General features: G+C 65.4%; 20 protein-coding genes. 13 read left to right on the top strand and 7 right to left on the bottom strand.

Annotated features, from left to right (window positions below; genetic code table 11):
- Position 1: 1 nt before the first annotated feature.
- From LH475_RS07535 to idi, 5 genes are read right to left on the bottom strand one after another with little or no spacing between them, the layout of a single operon-like run.
- Positions 2-319 carry a lycopene cyclase domain-containing protein gene (locus LH475_RS07535; RefSeq protein WP_297413217.1) on the bottom strand — a complete coding sequence of 106 codons (318 nt, stop codon included), beginning with the start codon at positions 317-319 and terminating at the stop codon, positions 2-4.
- Positions 316-1,923, bottom strand: coding sequence for a phytoene desaturase family protein (gene crtI / locus LH475_RS07530; protein WP_196843839.1), 1,608 nt, complete (start codon positions 1,921-1,923; stop codon positions 316-318). Before crtI ends, LH475_RS07535 begins: the two co-directional genes overlap by 4 nt.
- Entirely contained in the window at positions 1,920-2,810 is an 891-nt protein-coding gene (locus LH475_RS07525; protein ID WP_297413216.1) for a phytoene/squalene synthase family protein, read from the bottom strand. The genes crtI and LH475_RS07525 overlap by 4 nt, the downstream gene beginning before the upstream one ends.
- A 17-nt stretch (positions 2,811-2,827) precedes the next feature.
- Positions 2,828-3,874, bottom strand: coding sequence for a polyprenyl synthetase family protein (locus LH475_RS07520; protein WP_196843837.1), 1,047 nt, complete (start codon positions 3,872-3,874; stop codon positions 2,828-2,830).
- Positions 3,867-4,406, bottom strand: coding sequence for an isopentenyl-diphosphate Delta-isomerase (idi, locus tag LH475_RS07515; protein ID WP_196843836.1), 540 nt, complete (start codon positions 4,404-4,406; stop codon positions 3,867-3,869). The genes LH475_RS07520 and idi overlap by 8 nt, the downstream gene beginning before the upstream one ends.
- A gap of 81 nt (positions 4,407-4,487) precedes the next feature.
- Here idi and LH475_RS07510 point away from each other — a divergent pair, with 81 nt between their 5' ends.
- From LH475_RS07510 to LH475_RS07480, 7 genes are all read left to right on the top strand, one after another.
- Positions 4,488-5,063, top strand: coding sequence for a MarR family transcriptional regulator (locus LH475_RS07510; protein ID WP_297413215.1), 576 nt, complete (start codon positions 4,488-4,490; stop codon positions 5,061-5,063).
- Positions 5,064-5,109: 46 nt separating this feature from the next.
- A complete protein-coding gene (locus LH475_RS07505; protein ID WP_196843834.1) occupies positions 5,110-5,664 on the top strand; it encodes an adenine phosphoribosyltransferase in 555 nt (184 codons plus the stop codon).
- Between the two features lie 56 nt (positions 5,665-5,720).
- Positions 5,721-6,260, top strand: a complete 540-nt coding sequence (locus tag LH475_RS07500; protein WP_196843833.1) for an NUDIX hydrolase — start codon at positions 5,721-5,723, stop codon at positions 6,258-6,260.
- Between the two features lie 10 nt (positions 6,261-6,270).
- Entirely contained in the window at positions 6,271-6,888 is a 618-nt protein-coding gene (locus LH475_RS07495; RefSeq protein WP_297413214.1) for a CDP-alcohol phosphatidyltransferase family protein, read from the top strand.
- A 211-nt stretch (positions 6,889-7,099) separates the two neighbouring features.
- Positions 7,100-7,513, top strand: a complete 414-nt coding sequence (locus LH475_RS07490) for an FHA domain-containing protein (protein ID WP_297413236.1) — start codon at positions 7,100-7,102, stop codon at positions 7,511-7,513.
- Between the two features lie 29 nt (positions 7,514-7,542).
- Positions 7,543-8,247 (top strand): MerR family transcriptional regulator, encoded by a 705-nt coding sequence (locus LH475_RS07485; RefSeq protein WP_196843831.1) that lies wholly within the window; start codon positions 7,543-7,545, stop codon positions 8,245-8,247.
- Positions 8,248-8,526: 279 nt separating this feature from the next.
- Positions 8,527-9,078, top strand: a complete 552-nt coding sequence (locus LH475_RS07480) for a MerR family transcriptional regulator (RefSeq protein WP_196843830.1) — start codon at positions 8,527-8,529, stop codon at positions 9,076-9,078.
- A 47-nt stretch (positions 9,079-9,125) separates the two neighbouring features.
- Here LH475_RS07480 and LH475_RS07475 read toward each other — a convergent pair whose 3' ends face one another.
- Positions 9,126-9,938: a ParA family protein gene (locus tag LH475_RS07475; RefSeq protein ID WP_297413234.1), complete on the bottom strand. Its 813-nt coding sequence runs from the start codon at positions 9,936-9,938 to the stop codon at positions 9,126-9,128.
- Between the two features lie 78 nt (positions 9,939-10,016).
- Between LH475_RS07475 and LH475_RS07470 the strand changes: the two genes are divergently transcribed.
- The 3 genes from LH475_RS07470 to LH475_RS07460 are packed head-to-tail and all read left to right on the top strand — an operon-like array spanning position 10,017 to position 15,344.
- Positions 10,017-13,421: a pyruvate carboxylase gene (locus LH475_RS07470; protein WP_297413213.1), complete on the top strand. Its 3,405-nt coding sequence runs from the start codon at positions 10,017-10,019 to the stop codon at positions 13,419-13,421.
- Between the two features lie 35 nt (positions 13,422-13,456).
- Positions 13,457-14,794, top strand: coding sequence for a MinD/ParA family protein (locus LH475_RS07465; protein WP_297413212.1), 1,338 nt, complete (start codon positions 13,457-13,459; stop codon positions 14,792-14,794).
- A gap of 58 nt (positions 14,795-14,852) precedes the next feature.
- Positions 14,853-15,344, top strand: a complete 492-nt coding sequence (locus tag LH475_RS07460) for a peptide deformylase (protein ID WP_196843828.1) — start codon at positions 14,853-14,855, stop codon at positions 15,342-15,344.
- 70 nt (positions 15,345-15,414) lie between these two features.
- Here LH475_RS07460 and LH475_RS07455 read toward each other — a convergent pair whose 3' ends face one another.
- Positions 15,415-17,247, bottom strand: coding sequence for a long-chain fatty acid--CoA ligase (locus LH475_RS07455; protein WP_297413211.1), 1,833 nt, complete (start codon positions 17,245-17,247; stop codon positions 15,415-15,417).
- 172 nt (positions 17,248-17,419) lie between these two features.
- Here LH475_RS07455 and LH475_RS07450 point away from each other — a divergent pair, with 172 nt between their 5' ends.
- From LH475_RS07450 to LH475_RS07440, 3 genes are all read left to right on the top strand, one after another.
- A complete protein-coding gene (locus LH475_RS07450; RefSeq protein ID WP_196843826.1) occupies positions 17,420-18,364 on the top strand; it encodes an ROK family glucokinase in 945 nt (314 codons plus the stop codon).
- Between the two features lie 89 nt (positions 18,365-18,453).
- Entirely contained in the window at positions 18,454-19,143 is a 690-nt protein-coding gene (locus LH475_RS07445; protein WP_196843884.1) for a lysophospholipid acyltransferase family protein, read from the top strand.
- A 99-nt stretch (positions 19,144-19,242) separates the two neighbouring features.
- Positions 19,243-20,613 carry a class II 3-deoxy-7-phosphoheptulonate synthase gene (locus LH475_RS07440; protein WP_196843825.1) on the top strand — a complete coding sequence of 457 codons (1,371 nt, stop codon included), beginning with the start codon at positions 19,243-19,245 and terminating at the stop codon, positions 20,611-20,613.
- The last annotated feature ends 41 nt before the right edge of the window (positions 20,614-20,654 follow it).

Here is a 20,654-nt window from a genome sequence, read left to right as displayed (position 1 = left end):
CTCAGGCCTGCCGCTGGAGCACAAGCCCGGCACCCTGCACGAGATTCATGGTCAAATAACAGAGAAAGGTGAGAAAGAAGAACTCCTCCAGCGGCAGTTCCGGCGCCAGCTGCAGCCCGGTCATCAGCGCCGTTTCGCCGCGGTAGAAGATGCCCAGGCCAATGCCGAGCAGGTCCCACCCGAGAAAGAAGAGCACTCCGATGCCGAGCACGAGGGCCGCACGCCGGGGAGAGTGCCAGAAGAACAGTCGATAGCGCCAGTCCAGCAGCGTCATACCGGCAAGCGAGACCAGCAGTGTCAGCAGGTACAGAACACTCACGACCGATTCGGCGCAGACTCCAGTGGGTTTGCAGTTTTACCGGCGGGGCTGGAACGCAGCGGCTCGGCCAACGGTCCGGTGCTGGTGTCGTGGCGAAGCCGTTTGAGTAGAATCTCGGCGCTGATCAGGCACATCGGCAGGCCGATCCCGGGAATGGTGGTGCCGCCGGAATAGTACAGGCCGGCAATCTTCTTGGATTTGTTCGACCCGCGCATGAAGGCGCTCTGCCGGAGGGTGTGTGCCGGGCCGAGGGCGCCACCCTTCCAACTGTTCAGGTCGTCGGCGAAGTCGCCGGGCCCGACCGTGCGCCGCACCGTGACGCGTTGGGCGAGGTCGGGAATGCCGGCCCACTGGGCGACCTGCGCGATGGCGTCATCCGCTATCGATTCAACCGTTTTCGATCCGGCCCCGTTGATGCCGCCGCCGCCGAGGGTCACATCGGCCGGCACCGGCACGAGCATAAACAGGTTGCTGTCCCCGGCCGGTGCCACCGACGCGTCCGTGGCACTCGGCATGCAGACGTAGAGCGAGGCCGGCGACGGGACGGAGGTCTGTTTGCCAAAGATCTGGCTGAAATTCTTGCCCCAGTCCGTCGTGAAGAACAGTGTGTGGTGCTGCAGCTGTGGGAGTTGGCCGCTCACGCCGAGCATCACGAGCACCGCTCCAGGACCCGACAGGCGTTTGTCCCACCAGCGCTCCGGGTAGGTCTGCAGGTCGGCCGGGACCAGCTCGGTTTCGGTGTGGTGCAGGTCAGCGGCCGACACCACGACGTCGGCGTCGAGTTGCTGTGACGTGCCGTTGGCGTCGTCGTAATTCACACCGGCCACGGCTTTCTGGCCGGTGACGCGAATGGCCGTGACCGTGGCCTCCGTGACGATGCGCACGCCCTCGGCACGGGCGATCGCGGCGATGCTGTCGATCAGTGTTCCAAACCCGCCCTGCGGGTAGAGCACCCCGTCGGCCAGGTCGAGATGGCTCATCAGGTGGTACATCGACGGTGTCAGGTTCGGCGCTGAACCCAGGAATACGGCGGGGTACCCGAGGATCTGACGCAGCCGGGGGTCGCTCACATATCCGGCAACAAATTTGTCGAGCGGCTGCAGCAGCAGGCGGGCCAGCCGACCGAGGCGCCGCAGCACGTCGGGCACCAGGAGCGGGCGAAATGATTCAAAGCTCGAGTACAGAAACCTTTTCACGGCCATGTCATAGGTGTCGATCGCCGAATCGAGGTAGCGGTCGAGCGCCCGCCCGGCCCCCGGCTGCACACTGTCAAACAAGCGGATGTTCGCGGCCCGGTCCGCCCGGATATCTATTGCATCCGGATCCCCCTCGAAGTGCACGCGGTAGCCGGGATCCAGTTTCACGAGGTCGAGCTGTTCGGCGGCGGTCGTGCCGAACAGTCGGTAGAAATGCTCGAACACCTCCGGCATGAGGTACCAGGACGGCCCGGTGTCGAAACGAAAACCATCGCTGCTCCACTGACCGGCTCGTCCACCGAGTTCGGCGCGGGATTCCAGCAGGGTGACGTCGTGGCCGTCCCGGGCGAGCAGGGCGGCGCTGGCCAGACCGGCGATACCGCCGCCGATCACGATGGTGCGCGTCATCGCTTCCACGCACCGTGGCCGAGGGTAGAGGTCAAGGCGATCATCAGTTTTTCTCCATCCGGCACCCGAATGCGGGAGCGCAGTAGCTGGTCGGCCGGGGTCGCCCGCAGGCGCTGGGACAGCCGGGTGAACAGGCCCTGCGCGGCGGCCACGGCGCGGCGGCAGCCGGACGGCAGCAACGGCAGAACAGCGCTGGCAATGCCCAGATCGGCGTCGATGTCGTCGAGGATCACGTTCTTCTGCTGTTCGCTGAGTGTGAGCGGGTCGATGCCGGGAAAGTAGTTGCGGCCGAGCAGCTCACGATCGCAGGACAGGTCGCGGAGAAAATTGATCTTCTGAAATGCGGCGCCGAGGTGGCGGGCACCGTCCTCGAGTACGCCGACCTCAGCATCGCTGCGCGGCGACCAGTGCAGGAAACAGCGCAGGCACATGAGCCCGATCACTTCGGCGGATCCGTAAATATACTCGGCGACCCCCTGCACGGTGAACGGTGCCGGGTCGAGGTCGCGGCGCATCGAGGCGAAGAAGGGCGCGATCAGGCTGGAGTCGATGCCGCACTGCCTGGCTGTCGCGGCGAAGGCGTGCACCACGAGATTGGTGCTGTAGCCGCGCACAATCGCCCGCTCGGTCTCACGTTCGAGCTCGTCGAGCAGCTGTCGCTGTTCCTCAATCGAGACACCGGCCTCGGTGGCGGCTCCATCGACGATCTCGTCGGCGATGCGCACGAGGGCATAGATCGTGCGCACAGGTGTGCGCACCCGGGCGTCGAGCAGCCGGGCGGCGAGTCCAAACGAGGTGGAGTAGTGGCCGATGACCGTCGTCGAGCTGGCCCGAGCCGTCTGTGCGTACTTGTTCAGGTTGGTGTGGTTTCCACTCGTTCGAGCCATCGCTCGCAGGGGGCCCATCAGCGTGACCGATTCACTGCGGCATCGGCCAGTTCGGTCAGGCTCGTCCGCAGGCCTGCGGGAATGATCGCCGGGTCGAGAGCGTCGACCGCCAGCCGGGAATGGTCATAGGCGAGTCCCTCGGCTGCCGCCTTCGCCCCGCAGGCAAGCAGATGCTCTCTGGCGCGTTCGGCTTCCTCATCGCTCAGGTCGACCTTGCCGAGGTACGGCGCAATCAGCGACCAGCTCGCGGTACCGCCGGCGTGGGCGATCAGCGCGGTCTGCTTGCCCTCCCGCAGGTCGGCCGTGACGCTCTTGCCGGTCTTCGCCGGGTCGCCGAACACTCCGAGCAGATCGTCGGTCAGCTGAAATGCCACCCCGATGAGCCGGCCGTAGCGCCCGAGCAGACGGATCGCCTCGGCCGACGCCCCGGCCAGCACGGCCCCGGCCTGCAACGGCGCTTCAAAGGAATACACGGCGGTTTTGTTCTCCAACGTGGTCACGACCTCGGCCACGGTGAGCGGATGCCGCGCCGAGCTGTTCGTGACGTCGGCCAGCTCCCCAGCCGCCGAGACGAATACCGCACGGTCGAGCAGGTCCAGCAGCCGCAGCCGGGTGTGCACGTCGACCGGGAGTTTGGCCAGCGCGCGATGTGCTTCACTGAGCGCGAGATCGCCCGCGAGAATGGCCGCGGCCGCGGCCCAGACTCCGGCCTGGTCGGCGGCGGCGCCGTGCGCCAGGGCGCGGTCGTTGAACCGGCCGGCGATGTTCGCTACGCCGCGCCGGGTCAAGTCACGATCGATGACGTCGTCGTGAATCAAAAACGCCGTGTGCAGTAGTTCAAAGCTCACGGCTACCGGTGCCACGAGGGCCTGGTCGCGCCCGCCGAAACCGGCATAAGCCGCCAGAACCAGGGCCGGCCGCACCCGTTTGCCGCCGCTGCTGGCCTGCTCAAGGGAATCCCAGAGGGCCACATAGTGTTCACCGTAGTCGCTCGCGCGCAGGCGTGCCGCGGCAAAAAACCGGGCCAGTTCGGTCTCGACACCGGCCGCGACCGTGTCAAGCATGAAAACCGTCCAGCTGTTGCACCTGCAACGCCAGCCACGGGCTGAACGCCCACGGCGCGTCGGTCACCGCACGGTACAGATTCGCCGGGCGGGTCCAGGCGTACTCGGCCACTTCGTCGGGGTTCGGCGTCGGTTCCTGGTCGGTCGTGGCCAGGTAGACCGGGCAGATTTCGTTCTCGACAATGCCGCCGCTGTCAGTGGCGCGATATCGAAACAGGGGGAGGGCGAGGTCGATATTGTCGATCTGCAGCCCCAGCTCATGGTGGGCACGGCGGTCGACGGCTTGCGTTATGGGTTCAGCGGGCAGCGGATGTCCGCAGAACGAATTGGTCCAGACGCCCGGCCAGGCCTTCTTGCTCAGCGCTCGACGGGTGACGAGCACCTCGCCGAGCGCATTGAAGACGTAACACGAGAAAGCCAGGTGAAGCGCGGTGTCTGATCCGTGAATGCTGTACTTCGGTGCGGTGCCGATGTGGCGCCCCTCGTCATCGAGAAGGACCACGTGTTCATCAAGAGCGTTGGCGGTCTGCATGTGTGCTCCCCTTCTCGGTACAAGCTGATTCTGCTGCGAATAACTAACCAAGTTAGCGACGATTGAGGTTACCATGTGACCATGCGCCAGGATGAGAGTTCGCCCTCAACACACGGGGCGTACTGGTACCACTCCGAGGATACAGGCGTTCCCCTGGCCATGGAGGTCCTGCGCGCCGTGCGCCGCTTTCGGGTGGCCGGTACCGCGTTGCGTCATCGTGCTCAAGCCGAGATGCACATCAACGAAACTGACCTGATGGCCATTCGGCACCTGATCGACTGCGAACGCCAGCACCGGGTGGCCAGCCCCACATCCCTCAGTAAATTCTTGAATATTTCCTCGGCGTCGACGGCGAAGCTCCTCTCCAGGCTCTCCGTCTCCGGTCACATTCGCCGGGAGGTGAACTTTGACGACGGCCGCGCGCAACGGCTGTTCGCGACGCAGTCGTCGCACGAGCAGATGCGCCTCGCGTTGGGGGGCACGCACGCTCAGCTGCTGCAGGCGGCTCTGGAGCTCACCGTTGACCAACAGGCGGCCGTCGTGCATTTTCTGGATGCGATGAGCGCGATTGCCGTCATACCGCGACCGGACGCGGCATTCGAGCATGCGGGATTCGATCTGGCATTGCAGCTGCAACCGCAGTTCGCACACCGTTGACGTACGTTGGCGGACGCAGGGTATGAGCGCCGATTAAGCTGAATCAGTGACTCAACTCTCTACGCCTTCTGCTTCGTCGTCATCGGCCGCCGACCACGTCGAGGCTCTGCTGGCCTCCTACCCCGATTTTCCGCAGCCGGACATCCTGTTCCGCGATCTCAATCCGGTCTTCGCCGATGCCGTCGCCTTTCGCGCGATCATCGACGACCTGGCCGACCAGCATCGCGGCCAGTTCGACGCGGTCGCCGGCATCGAGGCGCGCGGCTTTCTGCTGGCCGCCGCTGTCGGGTACGCGGCCAATGCGGCCGTCCTGGCCGTGCGCAAGGGCGGAAAACTGCCCGGTACCGTGCTGACCGAAGAATACGACCTCGAGTACGGTTCGGCCCGGCTCGAGCTTGAGGTCGGCCAGCTGCCAGCCGGCACCCGGGTCCTCATCCTCGACGACGTTCTCGCCACGGGTGGCACCATCGCGGCCACGAGCCGCCTGATAGAACGCGCCGGCTACACCCTGACCGGCGTCGGCGTCGTGCTCGAACTCACCGATCTGCACGGACGTGAGCGTCTCGGCACCGCCCCCGTACACGCAATCATGTCGATCTAGGTCACCGGACGAGCGTTTTCGCGCTACCCGGGGCTCGGGTGGGGCATGCTTGGAGCATGACTGAGAGTTGGGGTGCTGACGCGGGTGACGCACGCGGGTTCACCGTTCCGTTGCCGGGCCCGAACCGGGACAGCGGCGATGCGTGGGTGCACGCCCCCGATGGCCGCAGGTATTGGGGTCTATTCGGGGCGGCCGGACTGCTCGTGTACCATCCCCGCCTCGGCGTATTGCTGCAGCACCGGGCGGTGTGGAGTCATTTCGGTGACACCTGGGGCCTGCCCGGTGGTGCCCGTCACGAGAACGAGAGCGCGATCTCGGCCGCCCTGCGTGAAGCCAGGGAGGAGGCCGGCGTACCCGCCCACCTGGTGCAGCTCAAATTCACCTCCCTCCTCGATCTGGGATACTGGTCGTACACGACCGTCGTCGTGGAGGCGACGGAGGAATTTGACCCCGTCATCAGCGACCAGGAGAGCATAGCTCTGCGCTGGGTGGCGGCAGATGCGGTTGACCTCCTCGCCCTCCATCCCGGTTTCGCCTCGAGCTGGCCCGCCCTGCGCGGGCGGCTCGCCGCGGCCGACTCTGGTCCCACTCGATAGACTCACACCTGTGACAGGGGCAGCGAACGGGGTGGTCAGCGATCGGGTCTTGACCCTGCCCAACGTGCTGAGCTTTCTGCGCCTGCTGCTGGTGCCGGTATTTCTGGTACTCCTCGCGCAGGGAGAGGATGCCTGGGCCCTCGTCGTGCTCAGCATCTCCAGTTTCACCGACTGGCTCGACGGATTTCTCGCCCGCCGCTGGAACCAGATCACCCGGCTCGGTCAGCTGCTGGATCCGGCCGCCGATCGCCTCTATATCTTTGCCGCGCTGCTCGGGCTCGCCTGGCGTGACCTCGTGCCATGGTGGATTGTGTTGGTCGTGGTGGGTCGCGACATCTTTCTACTGGCCCTCGGAATCATCCTCGCTAACTTCGGTTTCGGCCCGCTGCCGGTGCACCAATTGGGCAAGGTGGCCACCTTCTGCCTGTTCTACGCCCTGCCGATGATCATGCTCGGGCAGGCCTTTCCCCAGCTGGAATGGTGGTCACAGCCGGTGGGGTGGGCCTTCGCCATCTGGGGTGCTTTCCTGTACTGGTGGGCGGGCATCATCTATGCGATTGAAACGGTGCGAGTGATTCGACTGCCGAGGGTCTTTGGAGGGATATCTTCCGATACGCTGGAGCGATAGGAGGTGCACGATGGTCGATCTACCCGGCAAGAACAATTCCGAGAAACAAAACGATCCCGTGCCCGCAGATCAGCCCGAGAACCCGACGACAGGCGAAGCAATGCCCAACAAGGCGCAGTCCACCCCAGCATCGTCCACCCCTGTCCCGTCCCGTGACGAGACGCCCGGCGAATCGACGACGGTGCACGATATGCTCAGCACCGATACGACGATGAACTTCAGTGAGGAGTTTGCCGCACAGATCGCGTCGATCGACTCGAAAGTGACTGCGGAGGAGCAGGAGTACATCACGGCTTTGCCCTCCGGTTCAGCCCTCATGGTCGTTCGCCGCGGACCCAATGCCGGAGCGCGTTTTCTGCTCGACGCCGATCTCACGAGCGTCGGTCGCCACCCGAACGCCGACATCTTTCTCGACGACGTCACCGTGTCCCGACGTCACGCCGAGTTCTTGCGCACGGGCACCTCATTCGCGGTCAAAGATCTCGGCTCGCTCAACGGTACCTACTTCGATGGTGAGCGCATCGAAACGGCGGCGCTGACCGACGGAGCCGAGGTGCAGGTCGGCAAGTTCCGCCTCACCTTCTACGCCTCCCGCCTCGACCTCGCCCGCGCGGCGAGCGAGTAGTGGCAGTAAACGCCGCCCAAGCCCGGTCCATGTCTGTGTCCGTGTCGGTGGCGAAAGCGCACGCTCCGGGATCAGCGCCGCTGCTGAGCATCGGCCAGGTTCTCGCGCGCCTCACTCCGGAATTCACCGATCTGACCCCGTCGAAGCTGCGCTTTCTCGAGGAACAGGGGCTGGTCTCCCCGGCCCGCACCGAATCCGGCTATCGCAAGTTCTGCAGCAGTGACGTCGACCGTCTACGGCTGATTCTGTCGATGCAGCGTGATCACTACCTGCCGTTGAAAGTCATCCGCTCGTATCTGGACGATCTGGATGCCGGACTGTCGCCGGTGCTGCCGGGCGGAATCACCCCCGGGCCGTCGATGCTCGGTACCGTACGCCGCCTCACCCGCGAGGACCTATTGCGTGAAGCCGGAGCCTCCGCCACCCTGCTGCACGACGCCGTCTCCGCGTCGATCATTCTTCCCGCCGACCACTACGGCGACGGCGCGCTGCACGTGCTGCGTGCCCTGGTGGAGCTGCAACGCAGCGGCATCGAGCCGCGACACCTTCGGGGCTTTCGCGGCGCCGCCGAACGCGAACTCGGACTGATTGAGAGTGCCCTCGTGCCGCTCGCGCGACGCAAAGACGCCTCCAGCCGGGCCAAGGCGGCCGAAATGGCCGTCGAAATCGCCGGGCAGCTTGAGGTCATTCGAGGCAGCCTGATCCGTTCCGCACTGGGCCGACTGACCAAGTAGGTCGTAGACTGACTCAGGCGCAGAGTGACGTGCGGTCGTGGGTCGCGCTGGGTCTTCCTCGGCCGCGTTGGCGGCGGATGACCGACACGCCAAACCAGTCGCACGAATGTCAGGGCTGCAAGGGTTCTACCTCGATACCGTGGATACAGTGATCCACAGCAGCACGACTCCGCACCACCAGCACCACCGCACCGGTTCAGTTCCGCACCACAGTGACTGACGCTCGCCTCACAGCAGCTGCCAGTCAGCGCACGACGTAACCCTCGAGAGGCAACCCATATGAGTGAGCTCAAGCCTGACGCTGACGCTTCGCGCTACTCGTTAGGACTGCTGTTCACCGATGGCATGCCCGAGCATGATGAAAACTGCGGCTACCGCGGTGCTGTCGCCGCGCGTGCCGCCGGCATCAGCTACCGACAGCTCGATTACTGGGCCCGCACCGGGCTCGTGGAACCCACCGTGCGGAGCGCGGCCGGTTCCGGCTCGCAGCGACTCTATGGCTTTCGTGACATCCTCGTGCTCAAGCTCGTCAAGCGCCTGCTGGACACCGGCATTTCCTTGCAGCAGATTCGCACAGCCGTCAATCAGCTGCGCGAATCGGGCATCAGTGACCTCGCCCAGACCACGCTCATGAGCGATGGTGCGAGTGTCTACCTGTGCACTTCGAACGACGAGGTCATCGACCTGGTCAGCCGCGGCCAGGGCGTCTTCGGCATTGCCGTGGGCAAGGTCCTGCGCGAGGTCGAAACCAGCCTGGTCGAACTCGACAGGCAGGCGATCGACCCCACCGACGAGCTAGCCGCCCGGAGAACCTCCCGCAAAATCTCCTAGCCGCGTGCCGCGTGCCGCAAGTCGCGTGCCGCTAGCGCAGATCAGGACTAGCGAGCGGGCGTCTCGGCATACTCTCCGATGCGCGCCGTTCGCAGCACCCGTTCCAGCAGCTGATCAAAGTATCCCGCCATTTCGAGCGCACTGTCGCCGGGCCAGATGTGCAGGGGCTTTGCGGCGCCCTGTGCCTGCTGCAGTGAGGTGCGCTCGGGAAGCTGGGGGCTGAGCACGAGGGGACCGAACATGTCACGCAATTCTTTGATGCGGAACTGATGCTCCAGCGAAGCCGTTCGGGACCGATTCACGATAATACCGAGCGGCTGCAAGCGAGGGCTCAGGCCACGACGAATTTCTTCGATCGCGCGCAGGGCACGATCGGCGGCAGCGACCGAGAACAGTCCGGGCTCGGTGACGACGGCTACCCGGTCGCTCGCGGCCCACGCGGTGCGCGTGAGGGCGTTGAGCGAGGGGGCACAGTCGATGAGCACGAGCTCGTAGTCTTTTTCAATCGTCGAGAGCGCTTCCTCGAGTTTCCAGATATCGCGGATGCTCGGGTGCGGGCCGTCAAAGTTGATCGCCGACGGGCTGCCGATCATGACGTCGATCGTGCCGGGGCGATTACGGGTCCACCCACTCGGGGCGATAGCCGCGCGAACGGTCTTTTCTTTGGGCGAACCGAGAACATCGGCAACATTGAGGTGACCGGCTACCTGAATATCCATGCCGGTGGACACATCGGACTGCGGATCAAGATCCACAACCAGTGTTCGCACGCCACGGGCGAAGGCAGCAGAAGCCAGACCAAGGGTCACCGTGGTCTTGCCGACGCCACCCTTAAGGGAACTTACGCTGAGTACGTGCATGAGTAGCAACGTTACCTTCACTAGTGTTAGAGAACCTAACCGTTAGCTGTGCGCCACGTACGCCCTCGAAAGGCCTGCATGTTTGAAAAAATCCTTGTTGCCAACCGCGGCGAGATCGCGATCCGCGCCATGCGGGCGGCTTACGAGCTCGGAGCCAAGACAGTAGCGGTGTTTCCGTTCGAGGATCGCAACTCTTTACACCGTCTGAAAGCCGACGAGGCGTACCAGATCGGTGAGGTGGGGCATCCGGTTCGGGCGTACCTGGATGTGAGTGAAATCATTCGGGTGGCCAAGGAATGTGGTGCCGACGCCATTTACCCCGGCTACGGTTTTCTGTCGGAAAACCCGGAACTGGCCGATGCAGCCGCCGCGGCCGGCATCACGTTCATCGGCCCGGGCGCCGGCGTGCTCGAAATGGCCGGCAACAAGGTCACGGCGAAGGAACACGCCATCGCGGCTGGCGTTCCGGTGTTGACGTCGACTCAGCCGTCGACCGATGTCGAACTGTTGATCAGCCAGGCTGACGAAATCGGTTTTCCCATCTTCGCCAAGGCCGTCGCCGGCGGGGGCGGGCGCGGCATGCGTCGCGTCTCCAAGAAAAGCGAGTTGCGCGGGGCGCTCGAGGAGGCCATGCGCGAGGCGAACAGCGCCTTTGGCGACCCGACGATGTTTCTCGAGGCGGCGGTGCTGCGCCCCCGGCACATCGAGGTGCAGATTCTGGCCGATGCCTCCGGCGAAACGGTGCACCTGTTCGAGCGCGACTGCTCGGTGCAGCGTCGGCACCAGAAGGTCATTGAGATCGCCCCGGCGCCGAACCTGAGCGACGAGATCCGGGTGCAGCTCTACGCCGACGCCATTAAGTTCGCCCGGTCGATCGGCTATGTCAATGCGGGCACCGTCGAGTTCCTGCTCGACACGGTCGGCGAACGCGCGGGGCAGCACGTGTTCATCGAGATGAACCCGCGCATTCAGGTCGAACACACCGTGACCGAGGAAGTCACCGACGTCGACCTCGTGCAGGCACAGATTCGCATCGCGGCCGGGGAGACCCTTGAACAGATCGGCCTGACTCAGGGTGAGATCCGCCTGCGCGGTGCCGCCCTGCAGTGCCGCATCACGACCGAAGACCCCGCGGCCGGGTTCCGGCCCGACACCGGCAAGATCACCACCTATCGTTCTCCCGGTGGCGCCGGCATTCGTTTGGATGGTGGCACGATCAACCCGGGCGCGCAGATCAGTCCGCACTTCGACTCGATGCTCGCCAAGCTCACCTGCCGAGGCCGCGACTATGCAGCCGCGGTCGTGCGGTCCAAGCGGGCGCTGGCCGAGTTCCGTATCCGCGGCGTCTCCACCAATATCTCATTTTTGCAGGCCGTGCTCGACGACCCTGACTTTGCGGCCGGCGACCTGAGCACCTCGTTCATCGACGAACGACCGGAGCTGCTGCGCGGCCGTGAATCCAAAGACCGTGGCACGAAGATTCTCACGTGGCTCGCCGAGGTCACCGTCAACCAGCCCAACGGCGTGCCGCCGACCACGGTGCACCCACGCGACAAGTTGCCGCAGCTCGACATTACCCAGCCGGCGCCCGATGGCTCCCGCCAGAAGCTGCAGTTGCTCGGCCCCACCCGGTTCGCCGCCGACCTCCGCGGCCAGATCGCGCTGGCCGTGACCGACACGACCTTCCGCGACGCCCACCAGTCGCTGCTCGCTACCCGGGTGCGCACCAAAGACCTCGTCGCCGTGGCACCGTACGTGGCCCGGCTGACGCCGCAGCTGCTCTCGGTCGAGGCCTGGGGCGGCGCGACCTACGACGTGGCACTGCGTTTCCTCGGCGAAGACCCGTGGGATCGCCTCGCCGCGCTGCGTGAAGCCCTGCCGAACATCAACCTGCAGATGCTGCTGCGCGGCCGCAACACCGTCGGCTACACCCCGTACCCGACCGAGGTGACCGACGCGTTCGTGCGCGAGGCGACCGACACCGGCGTGGATATCTTTCGTATCTTCGACGCCCTCAACGACGTGTCGCAGATGCGCCCCGCCATCGACGCGGTGCTGAACACCGGCACCGCCCTGGCCGAGGTCGCCGTCTGCTACACCGGCGACCTGCTCGACCCGGCCGAGAACCTCTACACCCTCGACTACTACCTGCGCCTCGCCGACCAGATCGTCGCGAGCGGCGCCCACGTCATCGGCATCAAGGATATGGCCGGGCTGCTCCGCCCGAGTGCCGCCGAGAGGCTTGTGGGCGCGTTCCGGGAACGTTTCGACCTGCCCGTGCACGTGCACACCCACGACACCCCGGGCGGCCAACTCGCCACGCTGCTCGCCGCCGCGCGCGCCGGCGCCGACGCTGTCGACGTGGCCTCCGCTCCGATGGCCGGCACGACCAGCCAGCCGTCAGCATCCTCTCTCGTGGCCGCCCTCGCCCACACCGAGCGGGACACGGGCATTTCGCTTAAGGCCACGACCGACCTCGAGCCCTACTGGGAGGCCGTGCGCATCCTCTACACCCCGTTCGAATCGGGACTGTCCGCACCGACCGGTCGGGTGTATTCGCACGAGATTCCGGGCGGCCAGCTGTCCAACCTGCGCACCCAGGCCGTCGCGCTCGGCCTGGCCGACCACTTCGAACTCATCGAAGACATGTACACCGCGGCGAACAAGATTCTCGGCCGGGTGCCCAAGGTGACCCCCTCGTCGAAGGTTGTCGGCGACCTCGCCCTCTACCTCGCCGCGGTGAAAGCCGACCCGGCCGACTTTGAGCAGAACCCCGACAAGTACGACGTACCCGATTCGGTCATCGGCTTCATGGCCGGAGAGCTCGGCAACCTGCCCGGCGGCTGGCCAGAGCCGTTCCGTACCAAGGTGCTCGCGGGACGCACCGTGCGCATCGGCGTTACCGAAATCACCGCGGGGGAGCGCACCGCGCTGGGCGCCACGAGCGCCGAACGTCGCGCCATGCTCAACCAGCTGCTGTTCCCGGCGCCCACCCGCCAGTTCGAACAGGTCAAGGAGAACTACGGTGACCTGTCGGTCATTGACACCGTCGATTATCTCTATGGCTTGCAGCAGGGCCAGGAACACGCCGTCGAAATCGCCAAGGGTGTGCGGCTCTACGTGGGCCTCGAAGCGATCGGTGAAGCCGACGACAAGGGCATGCGCACCGTCATGACCATCCTCAATGGCCAGCTGCGTCCCGTGTTCGTGCGCGACACGAGCATCACCGTGCAGACCAAAATCGCTGAGAAAGCGGATGCCAACCAGCCCGGCCAGATCGCGGCTCCGTTCTCCGGCGTGGTCACCCTGCAGGTGGAGGAAGGCGCCCAGGTCGATGCCGGCCAAAGCGTCGCCTCGATCGAAGCCATGAAAATGGAAGCGGCAATCACCTCGCCGATCGCTGGAACGATCGACCGCGTAGCCATTCCGTTCACCCAGCAGGTCGATGCGGGCGATCTGCTGGTGGTGGTGCGTCCACGCTAAGATGAGTGCCGTTATCGACCAGTTGAGGATGTCCTGTGCCAGACAAACGTAGTGACGACCAGGGCGCGTCCGCGCGCCCGGTATCTGCCGCCGCCAAGCGGACCAGCGACGAGTACCGCGGTGACGACTACCACAGTGAGCTGCCGCCGCACACGATCGACAACCTCGCGGCGGCCCTGCCCGAGAGCCTGAGCGTGCCGATCGTCGTGCCCGCCGCGCCGCGCCGCGCCGTTGCGGCGCTCGGGCGCCCGAGCGCGAGTACCCCGACCGCCCGCGTCGTGTCGACCCCGGCCACCCACACGATCGAAATCAGCACGCGCGCGCCGGCCCGGACGGCCGGTGCCGGCTCCGCCGTGCAATCACTGTCGAGAACGGATGCCGCAGCATCCGTTCGGCGCGCACGCATCCGCACGGACAACAGCACGGCGCCCGAGTCGGCCGCCATGCTGACCTCCGATCGCCTGCTCACGGTCAACCGCAAGACCCGCAAAGCGCCACAGGGCGTCTGGCCCGAATTCGTCTACGCGGTCACCCTGCACCTGGTCAACCTGGGCGACTCCACCAAGGTGCAGGCGTACAAGGAAATGGACGAGCGCATCCGCCGCCAGTTCGAGGGCGGTACCCGGTTCGTGCCGATCCTCACCCGCAAGGGCGGCGTCGGCAAGACCACCGTCACAGCGCTGCTCGGCATGGCCCTGGCCGATGCCCGCGACGATCGCATCATCGCCATCGACGCCAACCCCGACCGCGGCACCCTCTCCGAACGCGTCAGCAAGCAGACCCGCTCGACCGTGCGCGACGTCGTCTCCCGGGCTGCCTCGATCGGCAACTTCACCGACTTCTCCTCGCTCGTCTCCCGTGACGAAACCCGCCTCGACATTCTCGCCTCGGACACCGACCCGCTGCTCTCCGAAGCGTTCGATGAGAACGACTATAACGTCGTCGCCGACCTCGCCGCCCGCTACTACTCGATCGCGCTCACCGACTGCGGCACCGGAATTGTGCACTCGGTCATGCGGGCCACCCTGCAACGCGCCGACTCCATCGTGATCGTCTCCGGCGGCAGTGTCGACGAGGCCCGGTTGGCGTCAGAAACGCTCACCTGGCTTGAAGCGAACGGTTATGGCGACCTCGTGCGCAACGCGATCGTCGCGCTCAACACCGCAACCCAGGGCACCAACCTGGTTCGACTCGAAGAGATCGAGTCGCACTTTCGCTCCCGGGTGCGCGAAATCGTGCGCATTCCCTACGACCCGCAGCTCGCTGCCGGCAGCGTCGTGTCGTATAAAGACCTCAAACCGATCACCCGGCTGGCCGCACGCACGCTCGCCGAGCTCGTCGTGGAGGGGCTGCCCGCCGACCGCAGCCTGTAGCTTGCGGCCGGTTCCTACTGGCTCGCTTTTCACCACCCGCCGACCGAGGAGTCTCCCCGTGCCCGAACGCCAGATCCGTCTCTTCGGAGATCCGGTGCTGAAGACCGCCTCCGACCCCATCACCGGGATCGACGTCCGGGTACGCGGCCTCGTTTCGGACCTGGTCGACAGCGTGCGCCTGCCCGGCCGGGCCGGCGTCGCCGCCTCGCAGATCGGGGTGAACCTGCGCGCGTTCAGCTACAACGTTGACGGCGTCATCGGCTACATTCTCAACCCCACCGTCGCGGAACTCTCCGGCGAGCCCGACCTCGTCGATGAGGGATGCCTCTCCGTTCCGGGCCTCTGGTACCCGACCAAGCGCTACCCCTTCGCTCGGGTCACCGGCATCGACCTCGACGGCAACCCGGTCGAACTCTCCGGCACCGGCATCATGGCCCAGGCCCTGCAGCACGAAACCGATCATCTCGACGGTTTTCTCTACATCGACCGCCTCGACAAGGAGAACCGGCGCGCTGCGATGAAAGAAATCCGCGAGTCGACCTGGTTCTAGGTCACGTTGGTGAAGCCAATCCCCGGCGTGGTCTCGACAGGCTCGACGTACGCATTCGACGACGCAAGAATTACTCGCGCAGCGAGATGCCCTCGGTGACCGGCGCGTCCGAATACATGGCCGCGATCTCGTCCGCGAAGTCCCGCAGAATGATGTTGCGTTTGATGCTCATCTTCGGCGTCAAATGACCGCTGTCCTCGGTGAGCTCGACCGCCAGCAGTGTGAATTTGCGAATTGACTCCGCCCGCGACACGCCCTCATTGGCGTGGTCGACCGCGCGCTGGATCTCTGCGAGCACGGTCTTGTTGACGGATGCCTGCACGAGCGACATGCCGGCATCCTCCTGGTTGTTGTTCAGCCACACCGGCAGCATGTCGGGGTCCAGCGTGATGAGCGCGCCGATGAAGGGCTTCTGGTCGCCGACGACGATGACCTGGCCAATCAACGGATTCGCGCGGATCGGGTCTTCGAGCGCGGCCGGAGCCACGTTCTTGCCGCCGGCCGTCACGATGATTTCCTTCTTGCGCCCGGTGATGGTGAGAAAACCGTTCTCGTCGAAGTCGCCGATGTCGCCCGTCTTCAACCAGCCGTCGTCAAAGGTATCGGCACTGGCCTGCGGGTTCTTCCAATACTCCTTGAAAACGTTGACGCCCTTGACCTCGATCTCGCCGTCGTCCATGACCCGCACCGAGACGCCGGGTAGCGGCGGACCGACCGTGCCGATTTTGGCCCGGGTGGCCAGGCCCACGGTGGCGGGGGCGGTCGTTTCGGTCAGTCCGTAGCCCTCGAGAATGACAATGCCGAGGCTCTTGAAGAAGTGACCGAGGTGGGCGCCGAGCGGCGCGGAACCCGAAACCGCCCAGACGACCTTGCCGCCCATGGCGGCTCGCAGCTTGCTGTAGACCAGCTTGTCGAACAGGGCGAATTTGATCTTCATACCGAGCGGAATCGACGTTCCGGCCTGCACGAGCTTGGAGTGCTCCACGGCCACGTGGGCGGCGGCGTCAAAGATTTTGCCCTTGCCGCCGGCGACCGCCTTCTGCTGCGCCGAGTTGTACACCTTTTCGAACACCCGCGGCACCGCGAGCAGAAAGGTCGGCTGAAAGCTGCCGAGCGCGGCCAGGAGGGTCTTGGTGTCGGCCTGGTGTCCGACGCGCACGCCGGCGTGCACGCACAGAACCGAGATGAAACGAGCAAAGACGTGGGCCGTCGTGATGAATAGCAGGGTCGAGGCGCCCTCGGGGTGAACCAGTACTTCCTTGAGCGCGACGGCGGCATTTCGGCTGGTTTCCAGGAAGTTCGCGTGGGTGAGCACACAGCCCTTGGGTTTTCCGGTCGAGCCGGAGGTGTAGATGAGGGTGGCCATGTCGTCGCCCACGGCCAGGTTGCGGCGGCGTTCGATCTCAGCATCCGTCACGTCGACGCCCCCGGCGACGAGCTTGTCGAGGTCGCCCAGATCGATCTGCCAGACCGAACGGATCTCGCTCAGTTCCGGGTGCACCTCGTCGAACCGGGCGAAATGGTCGGCGGTTTCGACGATGACCGCCATGGCACCCGAGTCGCTGAGGTTCCACTGCACCTGGCTGGGGGAGCTGGTCTCGTAGACGGGCACCAGAACTGCTCCGGCGAACCAGACCGCGAAGTCAATCAGTGTCCACTCATAGCGGGTCTTGCAGATGAGCCCGATCTTGTCGCCGGGCTCGATGCCCGCGGCGGCGAGGCCCTTGGCCAGCGCCACCACCTGCGCGTGGAACTCCCGGGTGGTGACGGGGAGCCAGTGGCCGCCCCGGGGCAACGAAAACAGAACGAGCTCTGGAGTCGCGGCGAGACGGTCCCGGAGGAGGTCGGTGATGTTGGCGCCCGGGTCGGCGGCAACGACGGCGGGCATATCAAATTGTTTCACGGCAACTCCTTTGGTACCGGCTGAACGTACCAACTGCTCCTGCAACCAAATTTCTGGAGTGAGCGGGTGTTTCGTGCAGCGGCAAACTGGTTTACTACACTCTAGATGGTGTCAGGCGCCGTCACCGGTGCCGCCACTCCACTTCCCGATCACCCCGAACGAAAGGTGCCCCGTGCACGCCATAGGTATCGATATCGGGGGCACCAAGATCGCCGGAGCGCTCGTCGACGAGGCGGGCGCCATCATCCGCTCTGACCGGCAGCCGACCACGCCGGGTAACCCGGGCGAGATCGAAGACACGGTGGTCGCGATGATCCTGGCGCTGTCCGAGGGCGAGGAGGTCGTCGCGGCGGGGGTCGCCGCTGCCGGATTCATCGACTCCGCCCAGTCAACGGTCTACTACGCCCCGAATATCAGTTGGCGCAATGAGCCGTTCCGCGACAAGCTCGAGGCACGGATCGACCTGCCCATCATCATCGAAAACGATGCCAACGCCGCCGGCTGGGCCGAATTCCGCTTCGGCGCCGGCCGCCCGTACACCGACATGGTCACCCTGACCATCGGCACCGGCGTCGGCGGGGCAATCGTCACCAACAACGCCCTGTTCCGCGGCGGTTTCGGCGCGGGCGCCGAACTCGGCCACCTGCGCGTTGTTCCCGACGGGCTGCCGTGCGGCTGCGGCGCGCATGGCTGCCTGGAACAATACGGCTCTGGTCGGGCTTTGCTGCGCATCGCCAACGAATTTGCGGATGCCGGCGGCATCGGCCTCGGCCTGGCCGGCGCCCGCGACCGGCGCGGCAAACTCACCGGCAACGAGGTCGGACGGCTGATTCGGAACGGTGACGGCGGCGCCCTCGCAGCCCTCCGCCAGCTCGGCGGCGCCCTCGGACAGGCCTGCGCGAGCCTCGGCGCCGTGCTCGACCCCCAGGTGTTCGTGTTCGGCGGGGGAGTGGCAGCCGCCGGCGACCTGCTGCTCGAGCCGGTTCGCGCTGCCTACCTCGATTACCTGCCAGCCCGCGGATACCATCCGGAAGCAGAGTTTGCCACCGCCCAGCTCGTCAATGATGCTGGTGTCGTCGGTGCGGCCGACCTCGCCCGGCTGCACGCGGTGCGCTGACCGGAGCGGTATTCACGTGTCGCGCGCGGTGGCATCCGCTTGGATGCGGCAGGCGGACTAAGCTTTCCTCGTCGGATAAGGGAGTGCGAATGTTCTACTGGATCATGAAGAACGTCGTCATTGGCCCGCTGTTGCTCTCGCTGTTTCGACCGTGGATCATCGGCCTGGAGAACATTCCGAAGACCGGTCCGGTCATTCTGGCCAGCAACCACCTGTCATTCATCGACTCGGTTTTTCTGCCGCTCGTCGTGCCGCGCCGCGTGGCTTTTCTGGCCAAGAGCGACTATTTCACCGGCACGGGGCTCAAGGGCTGGGCGACGCGGCAGTTTCTCACCGCGGCCGGACAGCTTCCCATCGACCGGTCGGGCGGCAAGGCCTCGGAGGATTCGCTCAACACGGGCCTGCGGGTTCTCGGCGAAGGCCGCATTCTCGGAATCTATCCCGAGGGCACCCGCAGCCCCGACGCCCGCCTGTATCGAGGTCGAACCGGCGTCGCGCGGATGGTGCTGGAATCGGGCGTGACGGTCATTCCGGTGGCTATGATCGATACCGAGAAGGCCATGCCGACCGGAACGCGGATTCCGCAGGTGCGTCGCATCGGTATCGTCATTGGCAAACCGCTTGACTTCACCCGGTTTGAGGGCATGGAGGGCGACCGGTTCGTGCTGCGCAGCGTCACCGACGAGCTCATGTACGAGCTGCAGCGACTCAGCACGCAGGACTACGTCGACGTCTACGCCTCGTCGGTCAAAGAAAAGCGGGCCAGCCTTTCGCGATAGGCTGGCGGAAGTGCTGTCTGCGCGTTGAGCGTTGCAGCACCTCATCCATTTCGGGTCGGTACGAGTTGCCGGTTCAGTATAGAAAACAGGAACCATCCCGTGGTAGACCCCACCGAACCCATCGTTGCCGCAGAAGCTTCTGTCATCACGGGTCTCGACCACTGGCGCACCCTGCCGATCAAGCAGCAGCCGACCTGGCCCGACGCTGGGAAGGTGGCTGCGGCATCCGCTGAGCTGGCCACCCAGCCGCCGCTCGTCTTTGCCGGTGAGGTCGACATTCTGCGCGACCGGCTCGCCCAGGCCGCTGGCGGACAGGGTTTTCTGCTGCAGGGCGGCGACTGCGCCGAGACGTTCAGCGGTGCCACGGCCGATCAGATTCGCAACCGGGTCAAGACCGTGCTGCAGATGGCCGTCGTGCTCACCTACGGTGCGTCGATGCCCGTGATCAAGATGGGGCGCATGGCCGGCCAGTTCGCCAAGCCGCGCTCAAGCGACTTCGAGACCCGCGGCGCCGTGACTCTGCCGGCGTACCGCGGCGACATCGTCAACGGTTACCCGTTCACCCCCCAGTCGCGCGAAGCCGACCCGGATCGGCTGGTCAAGGCGTACCACACCGCCGCCTCCACGCTTAATCTCATTCGCGCCTTCACGCAGGGTGGTTTCGCCGACCTGCGCCAGGTACACAGCTGGAATCAGGGCTTCGCCGCCAACCCGGCCAATCAGCGCTACGAAGGCCTGGCCAAGGACATCGACCGGGCGATCAAGTTCATGATCGCGTGCGGCGCTGACTTCGAGGCCATGCGACGCACCGAGTTCTACACCAGCCACGAGGGCTTGTTGATGGACTACGAGCGCCCGATGACCCGCATCGACTCGCGCACCGGCACGCCGTACAACACCTCGGCACACTTCATCTGGATCGGCGAACGCACCCGCGACCTCGATGGCGCCCACGTGGACTTCTTGTCGCGAGTGCGCAACCCGATCGGCGTCAAGCTCGGCCCGACCACCTCGGCCGACGACATGCTGCGCCTCGTCGACAAGCTCGACCCGAACCGCGAACCGGGCCGTCTGACCTTCATCACCCGTATGGGTGCCGGCAAGGTGCGGGATGCTTTGCCGCCGCTGCTTGAGGCCATCAAAACGAGCGAAGCGACGCCGCTGTGGGTCACCGACCCCATGCACGGCAACGGCGTCACCACGCCGACCGGCTACAAGACCCGTCGTTTCGATGACGTCGTCGACGAGGTCAAGGGTTTCTTCGATGCGCACCGTGCCGCGGGGACTCACCCCGGTGGAATTCACGTTGAGCTCACCGGCGATGATGTCACCGAGTGCCTCGGCGGGTCGGAGCACATTGACGAGGCCGCCCTGGCGACCCGCTACGAGTCGCTCTGCGATCCTCGCCTGAACCACACGCAGTCGCTTGAGCTGGCCTTCCTGGTTGCTGAAGAGCTCGCGGTCCGCTAGAGCCCCACGCATTCCGCACGCATTCCGTACGCATTCCCCAC

The organism is Cryobacterium sp., assembly GCF_026786305.1.
GTDB lineage: Bacteria > Actinomycetota > Actinomycetes > Actinomycetales > Microbacteriaceae > Cryobacterium.
The sequence above is the reverse complement of the archived record's forward strand: the minus strand, read 5'-3'. Positions and strand labels throughout refer to the sequence as shown.

Coding starts and splice junctions, on each gene's coding strand:
- crtI (WP_196843839.1), bottom strand. CDS start 1,923: ATGACGCGCACCATCGTGATCGGCGGCGGTATCGCCGGTCTGGCCAGC.
- LH475_RS07525 (WP_297413216.1), bottom strand. CDS start 2,810: ATGGCTCGAACGAGTGGAAACCACACCAACCTGAACAAGTACGCACAG.
- LH475_RS07520 (WP_196843837.1), bottom strand. CDS start 3,874: ATGCTTGACACGGTCGCGGCCGGTGTCGAGACCGAACTGGCCCGGTTT.
- idi (WP_196843836.1), bottom strand. CDS start 4,406: ATGCAGACCGCCAACGCTCTTGATGAACACGTGGTCCTTCTCGATGAC.
- LH475_RS07510 (WP_297413215.1), top strand. CDS start 4,488: ATGCGCCAGGATGAGAGTTCGCCCTCAACACACGGGGCGTACTGGTAC.
- LH475_RS07500 (WP_196843833.1), top strand. CDS start 5,721: ATGACTGAGAGTTGGGGTGCTGACGCGGGTGACGCACGCGGGTTCACC.
- LH475_RS07490 (WP_297413236.1), top strand. CDS start 7,100: ATGAACTTCAGTGAGGAGTTTGCCGCACAGATCGCGTCGATCGACTCG.
- LH475_RS07485 (WP_196843831.1), top strand. CDS start 7,543: ATGTCTGTGTCCGTGTCGGTGGCGAAAGCGCACGCTCCGGGATCAGCG.
- LH475_RS07480 (WP_196843830.1), top strand. CDS start 8,527: ATGAGTGAGCTCAAGCCTGACGCTGACGCTTCGCGCTACTCGTTAGGA.
- LH475_RS07475 (WP_297413234.1), bottom strand. CDS start 9,938: ATGCACGTACTCAGCGTAAGTTCCCTTAAGGGTGGCGTCGGCAAGACC.
- LH475_RS07470 (WP_297413213.1), top strand. CDS start 10,017: ATGTTTGAAAAAATCCTTGTTGCCAACCGCGGCGAGATCGCGATCCGC.
- LH475_RS07445 (WP_196843884.1), top strand. CDS start 18,454: ATGTTCTACTGGATCATGAAGAACGTCGTCATTGGCCCGCTGTTGCTC.